General features: G+C 73.2%; 10 protein-coding genes. 5 read left to right on the top strand and 5 right to left on the bottom strand.

The window, feature by feature from the left end; all coding sequences use genetic code 11:
• Positions 1–17: 17 nt before the first annotated feature.
• From glgB to ACF09E_RS16660, 5 genes are all read right to left on the bottom strand, one after another.
• Positions 18–2309: a 1,4-alpha-glucan branching enzyme gene (glgB, locus tag ACF09E_RS16680; protein WP_392205847.1), complete on the bottom strand. Its 2292-nt coding sequence runs from the start codon at positions 2307–2309 to the stop codon at positions 18–20.
• Positions 2310–2492: 183 nt separating this feature from the next.
• Entirely contained in the window at positions 2493–3842 is a 1350-nt protein-coding gene (locus ACF09E_RS16675; RefSeq protein ID WP_392205846.1) for a maltokinase, read from the bottom strand.
• 246 nt (positions 3843–4088) lie between these two features.
• Positions 4089–5783 (bottom strand): maltose alpha-D-glucosyltransferase, encoded by a 1695-nt coding sequence (gene treS, locus ACF09E_RS16670; protein ID WP_388793600.1) that lies wholly within the window; start codon positions 5781–5783, stop codon positions 4089–4091.
• Positions 5780–7774 carry an alpha-1,4-glucan--maltose-1-phosphate maltosyltransferase gene (locus tag ACF09E_RS16665; protein WP_392205845.1) on the bottom strand — a complete coding sequence of 665 codons (1995 nt, stop codon included), beginning with the start codon at positions 7772–7774 and terminating at the stop codon, positions 5780–5782. Before ACF09E_RS16665 ends, treS begins: the two co-directional genes overlap by 4 nt.
• Positions 7775–8139: 365 nt before the next feature.
• Positions 8140–9066 (bottom strand): SDR family oxidoreductase, encoded by a 927-nt coding sequence (locus ACF09E_RS16660; RefSeq protein WP_392205844.1) that lies wholly within the window; start codon positions 9064–9066, stop codon positions 8140–8142.
• Positions 9067–9183: 117 nt separating this feature from the next.
• Between ACF09E_RS16660 and ACF09E_RS16655 the strand changes: the two genes are divergently transcribed.
• The 5 genes from ACF09E_RS16655 to ACF09E_RS16635 all read left to right on the top strand — a co-directional run bounded on the left by ACF09E_RS16655 (position 9184) and on the right by ACF09E_RS16635 (position 15821).
• Entirely contained in the window at positions 9184–10167 is a 984-nt protein-coding gene (locus ACF09E_RS16655) for an AraC family transcriptional regulator (RefSeq protein WP_361854254.1), read from the top strand.
• A 193-nt stretch (positions 10168–10360) separates the two neighbouring features.
• Complete coding sequence (locus ACF09E_RS16650; protein ID WP_392205843.1) at positions 10361–11791, top strand: 4-hydroxyphenylacetate 3-hydroxylase family protein; 1431 nt, start codon at positions 10361–10363, stop codon at positions 11789–11791.
• Complete coding sequence (locus tag ACF09E_RS16645) at positions 11788–13221, top strand: MFS transporter (protein WP_392205842.1); 1434 nt, start codon at positions 11788–11790, stop codon at positions 13219–13221. The genes ACF09E_RS16650 and ACF09E_RS16645 overlap by 4 nt, the downstream gene beginning before the upstream one ends.
• Before the next feature lie 88 nt (positions 13222–13309).
• Positions 13310–14419 carry a monodechloroaminopyrrolnitrin synthase PrnB family protein gene (locus ACF09E_RS16640; protein ID WP_392205841.1) on the top strand — a complete coding sequence of 370 codons (1110 nt, stop codon included), beginning with the start codon at positions 13310–13312 and terminating at the stop codon, positions 14417–14419.
• 22 nt (positions 14420–14441) lie between these two features.
• Positions 14442–15821, top strand: coding sequence for an FAD-dependent monooxygenase (locus tag ACF09E_RS16635; RefSeq protein WP_392205840.1), 1380 nt, complete (start codon positions 14442–14444; stop codon positions 15819–15821).
• Positions 15822–15900 lie beyond the last annotated feature (79 nt).

Genomic DNA, 15900 nt, shown 5'->3' with positions numbered 1-15900 from the left:
GCCGCCCACTCCACCGGTCACGCCGGCCGCAGCCAGACCGTCGCGAGCGGCGGCAGCGTCATCCGGATGCTGGCCGCCCGCCCGTGGTGCGGAACCGATTCCGCCTTCACCGGATCGCGCCCCACCACGTCCCCGCCGCCGTACCGGCCGGCATCCGTGTTCAGCACCTCCGACCAGGCCACCACCGCGTCCGGCACACCGAGCCGGTAGTCGTGCCGGACCACCGGCGAGAAGTTCGACACCGCGAGCAGCGGCGAGCCGAACGCGTCGAGACGCAGGAACGCGAAGACGTTGTCCTCGGCCGCGTCGCCGACCACCCACTGGAAGCCGTCCGGCGCGGTGTCCCGCTCCCACATCGAGGGCGTCGCCCGGTAGACCGTGTTCAGATCCCGGACCAGGTCCCGGACGCCCCGGTGGTCGGGCTCCGCCCCGTACGCCGGATCCAGCAGCCACCAGTCGGGGCCGTGATCCGCCGACCACTCCGCCCCCTGCGCGAACTCCTGCCCCATGTAAAGGAGTTGCTTTCCGGGATGGGCCCACATGAAGCCCAGGTACGCCCGGTGGTTGGCCCGCTGCTGCCACCAGTCGCCCGGCATCTTCGACACCAGCGACCGCTTGCCGTGCACCACCTCGTCGTGGGAGATCGGCAGGATGTAGTTCTCGCTGTACGCGTACACCATCGAGAACGTCATCTCGTGGTGGTGGTACTTCCGGTGCACCGGCTCCTTCTGCACGTACTCCAGGGAGTCGTGCATCCAGCCCATGTTCCACTTCATCCCGAAGCCCAGACCGCCGAAGCCGCCCGGCCCCACCTGGTCCGTCGCCCGGGTCACACCGTCCCAGGCCGTCGACTCCTCCGCGAACGTCACGATCCCCGGGCAGCGCCGGTACACCGTCGCGTTCATCTCCTGCAGGAACGCCACCGCGTCCAGGTTCTCCCGGCCGCCGAACTCGTTCGGCAGCCACTCGCCGTGCTCCCGCGAGTAGTCCAGATAGAGCATCGACGCCACCGCGTCCACCCGCAGCCCGTCGATGTGGAACTCCTGGCACCAGTACACGGCGTTCGCCACCAGGAAGTTCCGCACCTCCTTGCGGCCGTAGTCGAACTCCAGCGTCCCCCAGTCGGGGTGGTGCGAGCGGCGCGGGTCCTCGTGCTCGTACAGCGGCCTGCCGTCGAACTCCGCGAGCGCCCAGTCGTCCTTCGGGAAGTGCGCCGGGACCCAGTCCATCAGCACCCCGATGCCCGCCGCGTGCAGCGCGTCGACCAGGAACCGGAAGTCGTCGGGCGTGCCCATCCGCGCCGTCGGCGCGTAGAAGCCGGTGACCTGGTAGCCCCAGGAGCCGCCGAAGGGGTGCTCGGTGACCGGCATCAGCTCCACATGGGTGAAGCCGAGGTCCCGGACGTACGCGGGGAGCTGCTCCGCCAGCTGCCGGTAGCTCAGCCCCGGCCGCCAGGACGGCAGGTGGACCTCGTAGACGGAGATCGGCGCCTCGTGGGGCGGCCGCGTCCCCCGCCGGGCCATCCACTCGGCGTCGCCCCAGGTGTGGTGCGAGGCCGTCACGATCGACGCGGTGTTCGGCGGGCACTCGGTGCGCCGGGCCATCGGGTCCGCCCGGACGGTGTGCGTCCCGTCCGGCCGGGTGATGTCGAACTTGTACAGCGCGCCCTCGCCGATCCCGGGCACGAACAGCTCCCACACACCCGTCGAACCCAGCGAGCGCATCGGCAGCGCCGTGCCGTCCCAGTGCGTGAAGTCACCCGTCACGCGGACGCCGCGGGCGTTCGGCGCCCACACGGCGAAGCGGGTCCCGGCGACCCCGTCGTGGGTCATCGGACGGGCCCCCAGGGCCGTCCACAGCTCCTCGTGCCGCCCCTCGCCGATCAGATGCAGGTCGAGCTCGCCGAGGGAGGGCAGGAAGCGGTACGGGTCGTGGACCGCGAGCTCGTCCCGACCGTCCTCGTACCGGACCCGCAGCTCGTACGCGGGGACCTTGCGGAGCAGGGGCAGCAGCCCGGAGAAGAACCCGTCGCCCTCGCTCCGGAGCGGGATCCGCCGGCCCTTCGCGAGCACGGTGACCTCCTTCGCCCACGGGCGGAGCACCCGGACCACCACCCCGCCCCGGACCGGGTGCGCGCCGAGCACGCCGTGCGGGTCGTGGTGCTCACCGGCGAGCAGCCGGGCCCGGTCGCCCGGGTCGAGCGGTGGCGCCTGCCGGGGCGCCGGGGGCGCGGCGGTCCGGCCGGCCTTGGCCGGCTTGCCGGTCGTGGTGCTGCTGCGGGCCGTCTTGCCTGCGGGGCGGGCGGTCACCGGGATGCCTCCTGGGGGATACGGGGGGTACGGATGCGCAACGGTGTCGGAAGGGAACGGGACACTCGGCCGAACGGGGGCGGGTGGGTCGGTGCAGGCGGGAGGGTGCGAACGACTGCGCCGAACGGGGCGTGACCGGCGGGCCCGGCCCGGGCCTCTGCGAGCGGATGCGGGGTGGCGGGGTCATTCCGGGGCCGCCAGGCGCTCGATGGCCGACATCGGGACCGGGAGCCAGTCCGGCCGGTGCCGGGCCTCGTACACGACCTCGTACACCGCCTTGTCCGTCTCGTAGGCCCGCAGCAGCGCCGGGTCCGTCCGCGGGTCCTCGCCCGCCGCCTCCGCGTACCCGGTGCAGTACGCCGCCCGGCTCCGCGCCGCCCAGTCCGCGTTCCACGGCCGGTGCGTGCGGGCCGCGTAGTCGAAGGAGCGGAGCATGCCGGCCACGTCCCGGACCGGGTGCTGCGGGCTGCGCCGTTCGTCGAGCGGCTTCGCCGGCTCGCCCTCGAAGTCGATGACGGCCCAACCGCCGTCGGACCCGCGCAGCGTCTGCCCGAGGTGCAGGTCGCCGTGGATGCGCTGGACCACCCCTTCCCCGGCCGTGCCGCCCGCCGCCGCGAAGACGGCGCGCAGGCCGGGGACGAACGGCAGCAGCGCCGGCACGGCCTGCGCCGCCGTGTGCAGCCGGCGGTCCATGGCGGCCACCAGCCGCTCCGTCTCGGCCCGGCCGAGCCGGCGGGTGGGCAGCGCCTCCGCGAGGGCCAGGTGGACCTCGGCCGTGGCCCGGCCGAGCGCCCGCGCCTCCGCGGCGAAGTCCCGTCCGTCGGCGAGCGCGTCGAGGGCGAGCCGCCAGCCGTCGCGGGAGTCGCGGAGGTACGGCTGGAGGACGCCCAGCGTCGCCGCGCCCGACTCGAACCAGGCGACCGGTGCCGGGACCCGGGCGCACCCGGCGCCCGCGAGGGCGAGGGGGAGCTCCAGGTCGGGGTTGGCCCCCGGACTGACCCGTCGGAAGATCTTGAGAATGAACGAATCTCCATAGACGAGGGACGAGTTGGACTGCTCGGCGTCCAGCACCCGGGGGGCGAGTGCGGGCGGCAGTGCCGTGGTGGCGTGGAAGCGCAGCGGGCCGGTCCGGCCCGGGTTGCGCAGCCGCTCGTAGAGGAGGCCGGCGAGCCGCGGGTCGCGCAGCCCCTCGTACACGGCGCGTCCGGCGAGCGGCCCCTGCCGGATCCGCCCGATCAGGGCGGGGGCGAGGCGGGGTGGCAGCTGGGTCCGTACGCCCAGGAGCAGTTGGTAGCAGTCGGCGGGTGCTCCGGCCGGGCGGCCGGGTTGTTCGACCCGTACGAGCAGATGGAGAAGACCGGGTCCGGCGCCGTCCAGGGGCAGCAGCTCGGTGGCCGCGTCCAGCGTGAATCCGGTGACCCGGCGGCCCTTGCCCGCGAACCAGCGCTGCCGGGGCAGCCATTCGTGGAGCAGGGGCGCGAGGGACGGAAGGAGGGCGTCCGGGGCCCGGGTGGTGGATGCGGTCTCCGGCATGGCATCGCGTCCTTTCCCCGGGGCGCGCAGAGAACTGTCGTATGCGTTCAAATGCGCAGAGTGTCCCGGATGGCGGCTGGGGCTGTCCGGATGTGCGGGACGTGTCGGAGGGGGAAGATCCGTATGGGCCCGGCAAGAAGGCCCGGATGGACCTGAATCGTGCGGTGGAACGTGTGTGGGTCACAGTGCCCAGGGTGGGACGGGAGGAAACCGCCCCACCTCGGACGAATCAGAACCGACCGTGGGTCAGCCCTTCTTGAGACGGAACCAGTAGAAGCCGTGTCCCGCAAGGGTCAGGAGGTAGGGGAGCTGGCCGATGGCCGGGAACGTCACCCCGCCGATCAGCTCGACGGGCTGGGCTCCGTCGAAGCGCCGCAGGTCGAGTTCGGTCGGCTGCGCGAACCGCGAGAAGTTGTTCACGCAGAGGACCAGGTCGTCGCCGTCCTCCCGGAGGAAGGCCAGTACCGCCGGGTTGGACGCGGGGAGTTCGGTGTAGGTGCCCGTCCCGAACGCCCTGTTCTGCTTGCGGATCTCGATCATCCGCTTCGTCCAGTGCAGCAGCGAGGACGGCGAGGTCATGCCCGACTCGACGTTGGTGACCTGGTAGCCGTGGACGGGGTCCATGATGGCCGGAAGGTACAGCCGTCCCGGGTCGCAGGAGGAGAAGCCGGCGTTCCGGTCGGGGGTCCACTGCATCGGGGTGCGGACGCCGTCCCGGTCGCCCAGCCAGATGTTGTCGCCCATGCCGATCTCGTCGCCGTAGTACAGCACCGGGGAGCCCGGCAGCGAGAAGAGCAGCGCGGTGAACAGCTCCATCTGGTTGCGGTCGTTGTCGAGGAGCGGGGCGAGGCGGCGGCGGATGCCGATGTTGGCCCGCATCCGCGGATCCTTGGCGTACTCCGCGTACATGTAGTCGCGCTCCTCGTCCGTGACCATCTCGAGCGTGAGCTCGTCGTGGTTGCGGAGGAAGATGCCCCACTGGCAGCCGGAGGGGATCTCCGGGGTCTTCGCCAGGATCTCCGAGACCGGGTAGCGGGACTCGCGCCGCACGGCCATGAAGATCCGCGGCATCACCGGGAAGTGGAACGCCATGTGGCACTCGTCGCCGCCGGAGCGGAAGTCCCCGAAGTAGTCGACGACGTCCTCGGGCCACTGGTTGGCCTCGGCCAGCAGCACCGTGTCCGGGTAGTGGTCGTCGATCTCCTTGCGGACCCGCTTGAGGAAGGCGTGGGTCGCGGGGAGGTTCTCGCAGTTGGTGCCCTCCTGCTGGTACAGGTACGGCACGGCGTCGAGCCGGAAGCCGTCGATGCCCAGGTCGAGCCAGAACTTGAGCGCGGACAGGATCTCCTCCTGCACCGCCGGGTTCTCGTAGTTGAGGTCGGGCTGGTGCGAGAAGAACCGGTGCCAGTAGTACTGCTTGCGGATCGGGTCGAAGGTCCAGTTCGAGGACTCGGTGTCGACGAAGATGATCCGGGCGTCCGCGTACTGCTTGTCGTCGTCGGCCCAGACGTAGTAGTCGCCGTAGGGTCCGTCGGGGTCGCGCCGCGACTCCTGGAACCACTCGTGCTGGTCGCTCGTGTGGTTCATGACGAAGTCGATGACCACGCGCATCCCGCGCTGGTGGGCCGCGTCGACGAACTCCACGAAGTCGGCCAGGTCGCCGAACTCCGGCAGCACCGACGTGTAGTCGGCGACGTCGTAGCCGCCGTCCCTCAGCGGGGACTTGAAGAACGGCGGCAGCCAGAGGCAGTCCACGCCCAGCCACTGGAGGTAGTCCAGCTTGGACGTGATGCCCTTCAGATCGCCGACTCCGTCCCCGTTGCTGTCCTGGAAGGAGCGGACGAGGACCTCGTAGAACACCGCCCGCTTGAACCAGTCGGGATCGCGGTCCTTGGCGGGGGTGTCCTCGAAGGTGTCGGGGACGGGCTCGTTGACAGTCATGAGGTGGGTGACCCTCCGGTCTGCGGGGACGGTCGCAGGACGAGGACGTGCGCGGGCGTGACACCCGGTTCCAGGCGCACGTAGCTGGCCCTGCCCCAGTGATAGGTCTCGCCGGTGAGCTCGTCGCGCACCGGCACGGTCTCGTGCCAGTCGAGGCCGAGTTCCGGCATGTCCAACGAGAGCGTCGCCTCCTGGGTGTGGTGCGGGTCGAGGTTGACGACCACCAGAACGATGTTCGAACCCGAACGCTTGCTGTACGCGATCACCTGCGGGTTGTCCGTGTCGTGGAACGTGATGTTCCGCAAGCGCCGCAACGCCGGGTTGCGGCGCCTGATCCGGTTCAGCGCGGTGATCAGCGGGGAGATCGTCCGCCCAGCCCGCTCCGCCGACTCCCAGTCACGCGGCCGGAGTTGGTACTTCTCCGAGTCGAGGTACTCCTCGCTGCCGTCCCGCAGGGCGGTGCCCTCGCACAGCTCGTACCCGGCGTACATGCCCCAGGAGGGCGACAGCGTCGCCGCGAGCACCGCGCGCGCCTCGAAGGCCGGCCGGCCCCCCTTCTGGAGGTAGGCGTGCAGGATGTCCGGGGTGTTCACGAAGAAGTTCGGCCGCATCTGCGCCGCCGTCTCGCCGGAGAGCTCCGTCAGGTACTCCGTGAGCTCCTCCTTGGTGTTCCGCCAGGTGAAGTACGTGTACGACTGCTGGAAGCCGATCGCGCCGAGGGTCCGCATCATCGCCGGCCGGGTGAAGGCCTCCGCCAGGAAGATCACGTCCGGGTCGGCGGCGTTGATCTCGCCGATCACCCGCTCCCAGAACACCACCGGCTTGGTGTGCGGGTTGTCGACGCGGAAGATCCGCACCCCGTGGTCCATCCAGTGCCGCAGGATCCGCACCGTCTCCGCGACGATCCCGTCCATGTTGTCGGCGGCCGCGTCGAACGCGATCGGGTAGATGTCCTGGTACTTCTTCGGCGGGTTCTCCGCGTACGCGATCGATCCGTCCGGACGGTGGTGGAACCACTCCGGGTGCTTCTCCACCCACGGGTGGTCGGGGGAGCACTGGAGCGCGAAGTCCAGCGCGATCTCCAGCCGCAGCTCCCGGGCCCGCGCCACGAAGGCGTCGAAGTCCTCGAAGGTCCCCAGATCCGGGTGGAGCGCGTCGTGTCCGCCCTCCGGCGAGCCGATCGCCCACGGCACGCCGACGTCGTTCGGCGCGGCGGAGAGGGTGTTGTTGGGGCCCTTGCGGTGGGTCTCGCCGATCGGGTGCACCGGCGGCAGGTAGACCACGTCGAAGCCCATGGCGGCCACCGCCGGGAGCCGCTCGGCCGCCGTGCGGAAGGAGCCCGGGACCGTGCGGCCCTCGACCGTCCGGACACCCTCCGAGCGCGGGAAGAACTCGTACCAGGAGCCGTACAGGGCGCGCTCCCGCTCCACCCGGAGGGGCAACGCGGGCGAGGCGGACAGCAGTTCGCGCAGCGGGTGGCGGTCCAGGGACTCCACGACCCGGGGGTTCAGAGCCGCCGCGAGGCGGCCGGCGGCCGGCCGGGAGGCGTCACGCAGCGCGTCCGCCGCGGCGAGCACCGCCTCCCGGGCGCCACCCTTCTTGGGCACTCCCTTCGCGGCCCGCTCGTGCAGCTCGGCACCCTCGGCGAGGACGAGCTCGGAGTCGATCCCGGCCGGGATCTTGATCTTCGCGACGTGGCGCCAGGTGGCCACCGGATCGCTCCACGCCTCGACGGTGTACGTCCACAGGCCTTCGGCGTCCGGGGTGACCTCGGCCCCCCACCGGTCGGTGCCCGGCGCCAGCTCGCGCATCGGCGTCCAGGGGCCGGGGCGGCCCGACGGGCCGCGCAGCACGACGTTCGCGGCGACGGCGTCGTGCCCCTCGCGGAAGACGGTCGCCGTCACCTCGAAGGTCTCTCCGGCCACCGCCTTCGCGGGGCGTCGGCCGCAGTCGACCAGTGGGCGTACGTCCAGCACGGGAATGCGTCCCATGAGCGGATTCACAGCATCACCTGACGGGTTACGGGGGTGCGGGTGGTGGTTGTGCGCTCTTTCTAGCTCCGTCGACGGCCGACGGGTTGCGGGCATGGCCGCTCCTGTCCGCGTTCACTCGGATGGCGGGTCCACAGGGATGAACAGAGGTCGAAGGGAGACGGGTTCGAGGGGGTACCGCAAAAGCCTTCCACGGTCTTCGGGCGGGCAATCCAGGCGCTTTGTTAACTACTAGGACGTAGCCGAGGCGGCAACCCCGGACACCGGACAGGGAAAGGTCCGCGCCGTTCTCCCCGCCGCTCCGGCCCGCGGCACGGAAACGGCCCCGTCCCGGACGGGACGGGGCCGTTTCGCCCAGGACGTGATCAGTGCCGGGGAGACGTGTCCGAGGACCACACCTGCCAGGGCTGGCGCGCCACCCATTCCTCCACCGGAGCCGGTTCGAGGCCCAGGACCTCCGTGGACACGCCGTCGTCGTCCGCCATCAGCAGCGGATCCGCCCCGCTCGCCATGAAGTGGTAGATACCGGCCACGCCCGCCGCCGTCGCCGGGCCCAGCAGCCCGGCGAGGCCCCGCTCGAAAGCGGCCGGATCCAGCTCCTCGTACCGCACCGCCCGCCCGAGCCCCCGGCCGAACGCCTCCGCGAGCTCACCGCCCGTCAGCGAGCGCTCGCCGCCGATGTCGAACGTCCGGCCCTCCAGGTCCTCCCGGGTGAGCGCCGCCAGCGCCGCCTCCGCCAGACCCCGGTGCGACAGCCACGCCGTCCGCGCCGAGGCCGGCAGCGGATAGGCGAGCACCCCGTCGTCGACCAGGGACGGCCCGTTCCACGGCGAGAACAGGTTGTCCAGGTACACCGGCGGCCGGATCACCACCAGCGGCACCCCGCTGTCCCGCAGCACCCGCTCCGCCAGCCGGCGCGTCTCGAAGGCCGCCACGTCCGTCGGACCCAGTGGGATCCGGGTGTTGGCGTTGAAGACCAGCCGCTCCGTCCCCGCGTCCAGGGCCGCCTCCGCCACGTTCCGCGCGTACGCCTCCACCCGGTCCGCCTCGTACACCAGCGGCATCGTCATGAACGCGTGGGTCGTCCCCTCGAACAGCTGCCGCACGTCGTCCGGCCGGCCCAGGTCGCCGGAGAGGAAGAAGGCCCCCGGCAGCGGCGGCCGGTCGGCCGACGCCCGCCGCGTCAGCGTCCGCACCCCGTGCTGCCGCTCCGCCAGCAGACGCGCCACCGCACCCCCCTGGAAACCCGTCGCGCCCACGACCGCCACCCGCATCGGATTCTCACTGGACATGTGTTCTGAGGCCCTTCGATAGACTTTCCCGGCTGTCGTGTCGGCGTCCCCCCAGGCTCGCCGCCACGGCTTCGGCCGTTCAATTAACAAACCGGGGCGGAAGTTGAAGGATCGTCCATGGCAATCGTGGGAACCGACCGTCACGCACAGCAGCCCGACCAGGACGAGCAGGACGACCTGCTGAGCGAACTGCTCAAACCCCTCCGGCTCACCGGGGTCTTCGACAGCCGCTGGCACGTCCGCGCCCCCTGGGCCATCGAGGGCGACGCCGAACGCAGCTGCGCCGTCCTCCACTACGTCGTCGAGGGCGACTGCTGGATCACCACCGAGGACGAGGCCCCCCTCGAACTCCACGCCGGAGACCTCGTCGTCTTCCCGACCGGCACCGCGCACCGCCTCTCCGACCGGCCCGAGCGCCAGGGCCTCCCGCTCAAGGCCGTCCTGCCCGAACGGCAGCCCGGCACCTCCGGCGAGATCGTCATCGAGGGCAGCGGCCCCGAGAGCCGCCTCCTCTGCGCCGGTCTGCACTACGACGCCAGCGCCGCCACCGACCTCTACACCTCGCTGCCCTGGGCACTCGTCCTCGACGGACCCCAGGTCGACCGCGAGCCGCTGCTCCGCGACACCCTGCGGCTGCTGGCCGCTCCCGACCGGCCCGTCGGCCCCGGCGACCGGCTCATCACCCTGCGGGCCTTCGAGATGGCCCTGGTCCTGGCTCTCCGGCCGCTGCTCCGCGAACTCGCGGGCAACCCGGCCTCACTGCCGCTGCTGCGGCACCCCGGCATCAGCCGTGCCGTCGTCATGATGGCCACCCGCTTCGCCGACCCCTGGACCATCGACTCCCTCGCCCGCGAGGTCGGCATGTCCCGGTCCGCGTTCACCGCCTCCTTCCGCGACCTGGTCGGCGAGTCGCCCGCCCGCTACCTCGCCGCCCGCCGGATGCACGAGGCGGGCCGGCTCCTCACCGAGACCAGCCTCCCCCAGTCGGCGGTGCCCGCCCGCGTCGGCTACCAGAGCGCCGTCGGCTTCCACCTGGCCTTCCGCAAATGGTTCGGCGTCACCCCGGGGGAGTACCGCGCGGGAGCCGACCGGGCCGCCTGACGGCACCGGCCGGCCGCCGGGAGCCCCGCGGCGGACCTCCGGGACCTCGCCCCGGATCCGCCGACCTGACATCTTCGGGACTCCCTGGCCGGTTATTAAGGACCCCTGGCCGGACGCTCATTGTCCGGACGGGTCGCCCCGGACAGGCTCGGGACCGGCAGAGCCGTGACACCCGAGGAGAGGCGACACACCGGTGACGAGGTCCGGGCAGGAGTATCTGGAGGGGCTGCGCGACGGACGCGAGGTCTGGCTCGACGGCGAACGGGTGAAGGACGTCACCGCCCACCCGGCCTTCCGTTCCACCGCGGCCTCCTTCGCCGGCCTCTACGACCTCGCCGACGACCCCGCCCACCACCCCGACCTCGTCCGCGACGGGGTACGCCTCGCCTCCCGCGTGCCCCGCTCCTACGAGGACCTCGTCGCCCGCCGCCGCGCCTTCCGCACCACGGCCCGCGCCAGCTTCGGCTTCCTCGGCCGCACCCCCGACTACATGGCCGCCGGATCGGCCGGCTTCGCCGCCGCGCCCGCCGTCTTCACCGGCGAGGCCTTCGACGGCGCCGCACACGCCCTCGCCCTCCACCGCCGGCTCGCCGAGGACGACCTGCACTGCGCCTTCACCCTCGGCAACCCGGCCCCCGGCCACGGCGGCGAGGACCTCACCCTGCGGGTCGTGGCCGAACGGGACGGCGGGATCGTCGTCCGCGGCGCCAAGACCGTCGGCACCGGCGCCGTCTTCGCCGACGAGATCCTCGTCGGCACCATCGAACCGCTCGCCGCCGACGACACCGAACACGCCGTCACCTTCGCCGTACGCGTCGACACCCCCGGCCTCAGACTGATCTCCCGCACCTCCTACGAGGGACGCTCCCGGTCCGTCTACGACCAGCCGCTGTCCTCCCGGTACGACGAGAACGACGCGATGCTGGTCTGCGAGGACGTGTTCGTGCCCTGGGAACGGGTCCTCACCCACCGCGACCCCGCCACCACCGGCGCCGTCTGGTGGCAGACGCCCGCCTACCTCAACTTCGTCCACCAGTCCGCGACCCGCTTCTGGACCAAACTGGAGTTCCTCACCGGACTCGCCATCCTCATCACCCGCTCGAACGGCACCGAGGACCTCCCGCCCGTCACCCAGGCCGTCGGCCGGCTCCTCGGCGCGGTCGCCCAGGCCAAGGCCTTCGTCCTCGCCGCCGAAGCCTCGTACGAGGAGGTCGACGGCGGCCGCGGCGGCGTCCGCCCCGGCCAGGACATCTCCTTCGCCCAGCGGATCATGGCCGGCGAGCTCTACCCCCGCGCCGTCCAGGACATCCGGCTCCTCGCGGGCGGCGCCCTCGTCCAGCTCCCCGCCAGCGGACGCGACCTCCTGCACCCCGACCTCGGGCCCCTCGTCCGCCGCTACTTCGGCACCCGCGAGCACCCCGCCGAGGACCGGGTCAAGCTGCTCAAGCTGGCCTGGGACGCCCTCGGTTCCGAGTTCGCCGGACGCCACGAGCAGTACGAGCGCCTCTACCACGGCGCCCCGCACGTCTACCTGACCATGCAGACCCGGGCCGGCGCCGCGGAGGACTGCGAGGACCTCGCACGGGCCTGCCTCGACGGCTACGGCCTCGGGACGACCCGGTGACGACGGCCCCGGCGCCACGACGCGGGGCGCTCGCCCTGCTCGCCGCCACCCAGCTCCTGCTCATCATGGACACCGCGATCGTCAACGTCGCCCTGCCCTCCGTCGGCGACGACCTCGCCGCCGGCTCCACCGGACTCTCCTGGGTCGCCAACGCCTACCTCATCACCTTAGGCGGCCTGCTCCTCCTCGGCGGCCGGGTCGCCGACCTCCTCGGCCACCGGCGGGTCTTCCTCGGCGGCCTCGGCCTGCTCGCCGCCGCCTCCGCCGCCGGAGGGCTGGCCCCCGGCACCGACGCCCTCGTCGCCGCCCGCGCCGCCCAGGGCGTCGGCGCCGCACTCGCCGCGGCCGCCGCCTTCGCCCTGCTGCTCCTGCTCCACCCCGACGGCCCGGCCCGGCACCGGGCGCTCGGCACCTTCGCCGCCATGGGAGGCCTCGGCGGCGTCCTCGGCACCGTCCTCGGCGGCGTCGTCACCGACCTCCTCGGCTGGCGCGCCACCTTCTGGCTGAACGTCCTGCTCGCCGCCGTTCTCGCCGCCCTCGCCCTCCGCATCCTGGACCGCCCCACCCGGGCCGCCGACCCGGGCGGCTTCGACCTCGCCGGGGCGCTCACCGCCACCGCCGGCCTCGGACTCCTCGCCTACGCCCTGGTCGGCGCGGCCGAGGCCGGATGGCTGTCCGCCCGCACCCTCGGCGCCGGAGGAGCCGGCCTCGCCCTGCTGCTCGCCTTCGCCGCCGTCGAGCGGCGGGCCGCCGCGCCGCTCGTCCCGCCGGCGGTGCTGAGCCGCCCCGCGCTCCGGCTGTCCAACACCCTCGCCGCCCTCGCCCAGACGACCCTCTTCCCGATGTTCTTCCTGGTCAGCCTCTACCTCCAGGACGTACTCGGACAGTCGCCGCTCGGCGGCGGCCTCGGCCTGCTGCCGCTCTCCCTCGTCGTCGTCGCGGTCGCCCCGCAGACCGGCCGGATCATCTTCCGCCTCGGCCTGCACCGGACCATGACCCTGGGATTCGCCCTGCTCTGCGCCGGGACCCTCTGGCTGGCCCTCGCCCTCACCCCCGACGGCGGCTTCGCGGACACCGTCCTCGCCCCCAGCCTGGTCCTCGGCGCCGCCCTGCCGCTGGTCATGGTCACCACCAACGTGGCGGCGACGGCCGACGCCACCGCCGAGGAGACCGGACTCGCCTCCGGACTCGTCAACACCAGCCAGCAGTTCGGCTCCGTCCTCGGCCTCGCCGTCCTGGTGGCCGTCGCCACCGGCCGTACGGAGGCCGCCGACGCGACCCGGGCCGCCGCCGAGACCGCCGGCCACCGCGCCGCCCTCCTCACCGGCGCCGCCTTCGCCGCCGCGGCCGCACTCGCCTCCCTCCGCCTCCACCCGCCCCGCCCGGCCCCGGCCCCGCCACGCGGGAGACGGATCAACGACCGCCGCTGACCGCCCGCACCAGCACCACTGCCCCCCGACCACCGGCGGGTGAGCCGTTCCTCTCCGGCGAACCGAGCCCCGAACAGGAGGAACCCCCGTGCAACTGGGCGACCCGCGCCACCGCACCGAGGACATACGCACCGCCGACCCGCTCGGCGCCGACGGACTGCTCGCCGCCGTCCCCGCGATGAACGCCGACGCCGACGTCGCCGCCCTCACCGTCGCGCTCCGCGCCCTCGTGCCGGACCTGGACCGTGCCGCCCAGTGGAGCGTCGGCCACGCACTCGCCGCCATGCGCGACCTCGGCATCCTGCTCGGCTCGCTGAAACGCCACGGCGTCCAGCCCCTCGCCGCCGTGCCCGAGGCCCTGCCCGTCTTCGAACTCCTCGGCCGACGCACCGACATGATCCCCCGGGACACCGTCCACCACTACACGACCTGGAACCCGCCCGGCCCGCGCCGCCGCACGTACACCGGCCATCCGACGGAGGCCCGGCTCCAGGACGCCGTCCGGATGGTCTTCCCCGGCCTCGTCGCCGCACTCGACGACTGCGGCCGCGTCGCCCGGCTCGAACCGTACGACCCCGGCTTCGCCGCCGCCCTCGACCGGGTCGCCCGCCACGTGCGGGCCATGGTCGACTCCATCGACCTCACGGTGGCCCAGGTGCCGCCGGAGTTCTTCGCGACCGTCCTGCGCCCCTACTTCGAGGAGGTCGAGGTCGACGGCCGGGACTACCTCGGACCGGCCGCCGCGCAGGTCCCGCTCTGGCTGATCGACCTGACCCTCTGGCAGTGCGACCGCTCCGACCCCGCCTACCAGGCCTTCCTCACCGAGTCCGTGCCCTACGCGCTGCCCGCCTGGCGCGCCTTCCACGCCCGGCACCGCGGCGGGGTGTCGGCGGTCAGCAAGCTCTCCGCCGCCGTCAGCTGGGAGGGCGCCGACCGGCTGCCGCCCTCGCTGACCGCTTCCGCGGAGGCACTCGGCCGGGTGCTGCGCCTCCTGAAGACCTTCCGCGCCCGGCACCTCGGCATCGCCCGCAAGGCCTACAGCGAGGAGACCCGGCTGTACGAGGAGGGCAGCGGCGGGGCCCCGGTCGCGCTGCTGCGCTCGATCCTGGATCTGACCAGGGAGAACGAGACCATGGTGCGCCGCGCGACCGTGCGACGCAGTCCCGCAGGGGCCCCCGTCGGGCCGTCGGCCGCGTAGCGGCGCCGAAGGAGCAGTCGTCATGTCCCCCCACACCCCGTCCGCGTTCCCGCCGGCCCACCGCCGCCGCCCCGCGCCGGACTACCGGGAGAGCCCGCACATCGTGATCGCCGGCGGCGGCGTCGCCGGCCTCACCACCGCCCTCTCCCTGCACGCCGCCGGCTTCCAGCGCGTCACGGTCGTCGAGACGGCCCCCGCGATCCGGCCCGTCGGCGCCGGACTCAACCTGATGCCGAACGCCGTCCGCGAACTGGACGCGCTCGGCCTCCTCGACGCCCTGGAGGCGGGCGCCCTGCGCACCCGCGAGCTGCGCTACTACCACCGCTCCGGCGGGCTGATATCCCGCGAGCCCCGCGGCCTCGGCGCGGGCTACCTCTGGCCGCAGCTCTCCGTCCACCGCGGGCACCTCCAGCAGGTCCTCGCGGGCGCCGTACGGGCCAGGCTCGGACCCGCCGCCCTCGTCACCGGCGTCCGGGTGAGCGGGGTGGAGCCGACCCCGGACGGGCGGCCGCGCCTGCGGCTCGAACACCGGGACGGCGCCGTGCGCGGCCGCGCCTCCCTCGAACCCGACCTGCTCGTCGGCGCGGACGGCGTCCGCTCCACGGTCCGGGCGGCGCTCCACCCCGACGAGGGCGAACCGCCGTGGAACGGGATGCTGGTCTGGCGCGGGGTCTCCCGGATGCCCGCCCGCGCCGTCGGGTCGTTCATGCTCATCGCCGGCGACGACCGCCAGAAGGCCGTCGTCTACCCGATGGGCCGCCCGACGGGACCCGACCGGGAGGTCCTGGTGAACTGGGCCCTCGCCCGCCCCGCGGAGCGCACCTGCCGGTCCGGGACGGCGTCCGCGGAGGAGCGGTTCCTGGGCGACTGGAACCGGCCGGTCCCCGTGGAGACCTTCCTCCCGTTCTACGAGGGCTGGGAGTTCGACGGCGTCAGCGTCCCCGACGTGCTGCGCGCCGCCGACTCCGCGTACGAGTACCCGATGGTCGACCGCGAGCCCCTGGACCGGTGGACCCACGGCCGCACCACCCTCGTCGGCGACGCCGCCCACGCCATGTACCCGATCGGCTCCAACGGGGCGACCCAGTCGATCGTCGACGCGCGCTCCCTCGCCCACGCCCTCGCCCGCCACGCCGACCCGGAGGACGGCCTCGCCGCGTACGAGCGGGACCGCCGCCCGGTCACCACCGCCCTCCAGCGGGCCAACCGCGAGCAGGGCCCCGAGGTCGTCATCGACCTCGCGCACGCCCGCGCCCCGCACGGCTTCGCCGACATCCACGACGTCATCCCCGCCGAGGAACTCGCCGCCGTCGCCCACCGCTACGCCGCCACCGGGGCCTTCGACCCGGCGACCGTGAACCAGGGCTCCCCGTACGAGGTCCGCCTCCCCGCCGCCGGCTGACACGCGCCCCACGCTCCCGTGCGCCGTCGCACGGCGGGGCCGGTGTGCCCTAACGTCTGAGCGGAACGACGGACGCACA

The sequence above is a fragment of the Streptomyces sp. NPDC014891 genome (genome assembly GCF_043081085.1).
Classification (GTDB): domain Bacteria; phylum Actinomycetota; class Actinomycetes; order Streptomycetales; family Streptomycetaceae; genus Streptomyces.
The sequence above is the reverse complement of the archived record's forward strand: the minus strand, read 5'-3'. Positions and strand labels throughout refer to the sequence as shown.

What these genes read in the sequence shown, in the direction of transcription:
- ACF09E_RS16675 (WP_392205846.1), bottom strand. Translation starts at nt 3,842, where the DNA reads ATGCCGGAGACCGCATCCACCACCCGGGCCCCGGACGCCCTCCTTCCG.
- treS (WP_388793600.1), bottom strand. Translation starts at nt 5,783, where the DNA reads ATGACTGTCAACGAGCCCGTCCCCGACACCTTCGAGGACACCCCCGCC.
- ACF09E_RS16665 (WP_392205845.1), bottom strand. Translation starts at nt 7,774, where the DNA reads ATGGGACGCATTCCCGTGCTGGACGTACGCCCACTGGTCGACTGCGGC.
- ACF09E_RS16660 (WP_392205844.1), bottom strand. Translation starts at nt 9,066, where the DNA reads ATGTCCAGTGAGAATCCGATGCGGGTGGCGGTCGTGGGCGCGACGGGT.
- ACF09E_RS16655 (WP_361854254.1), top strand. Translation starts at nt 9,184, where the DNA reads ATGGCAATCGTGGGAACCGACCGTCACGCACAGCAGCCCGACCAGGAC.
- ACF09E_RS16635 (WP_392205840.1), top strand. Translation starts at nt 14,442, where the DNA reads ATGTCCCCCCACACCCCGTCCGCGTTCCCGCCGGCCCACCGCCGCCGC.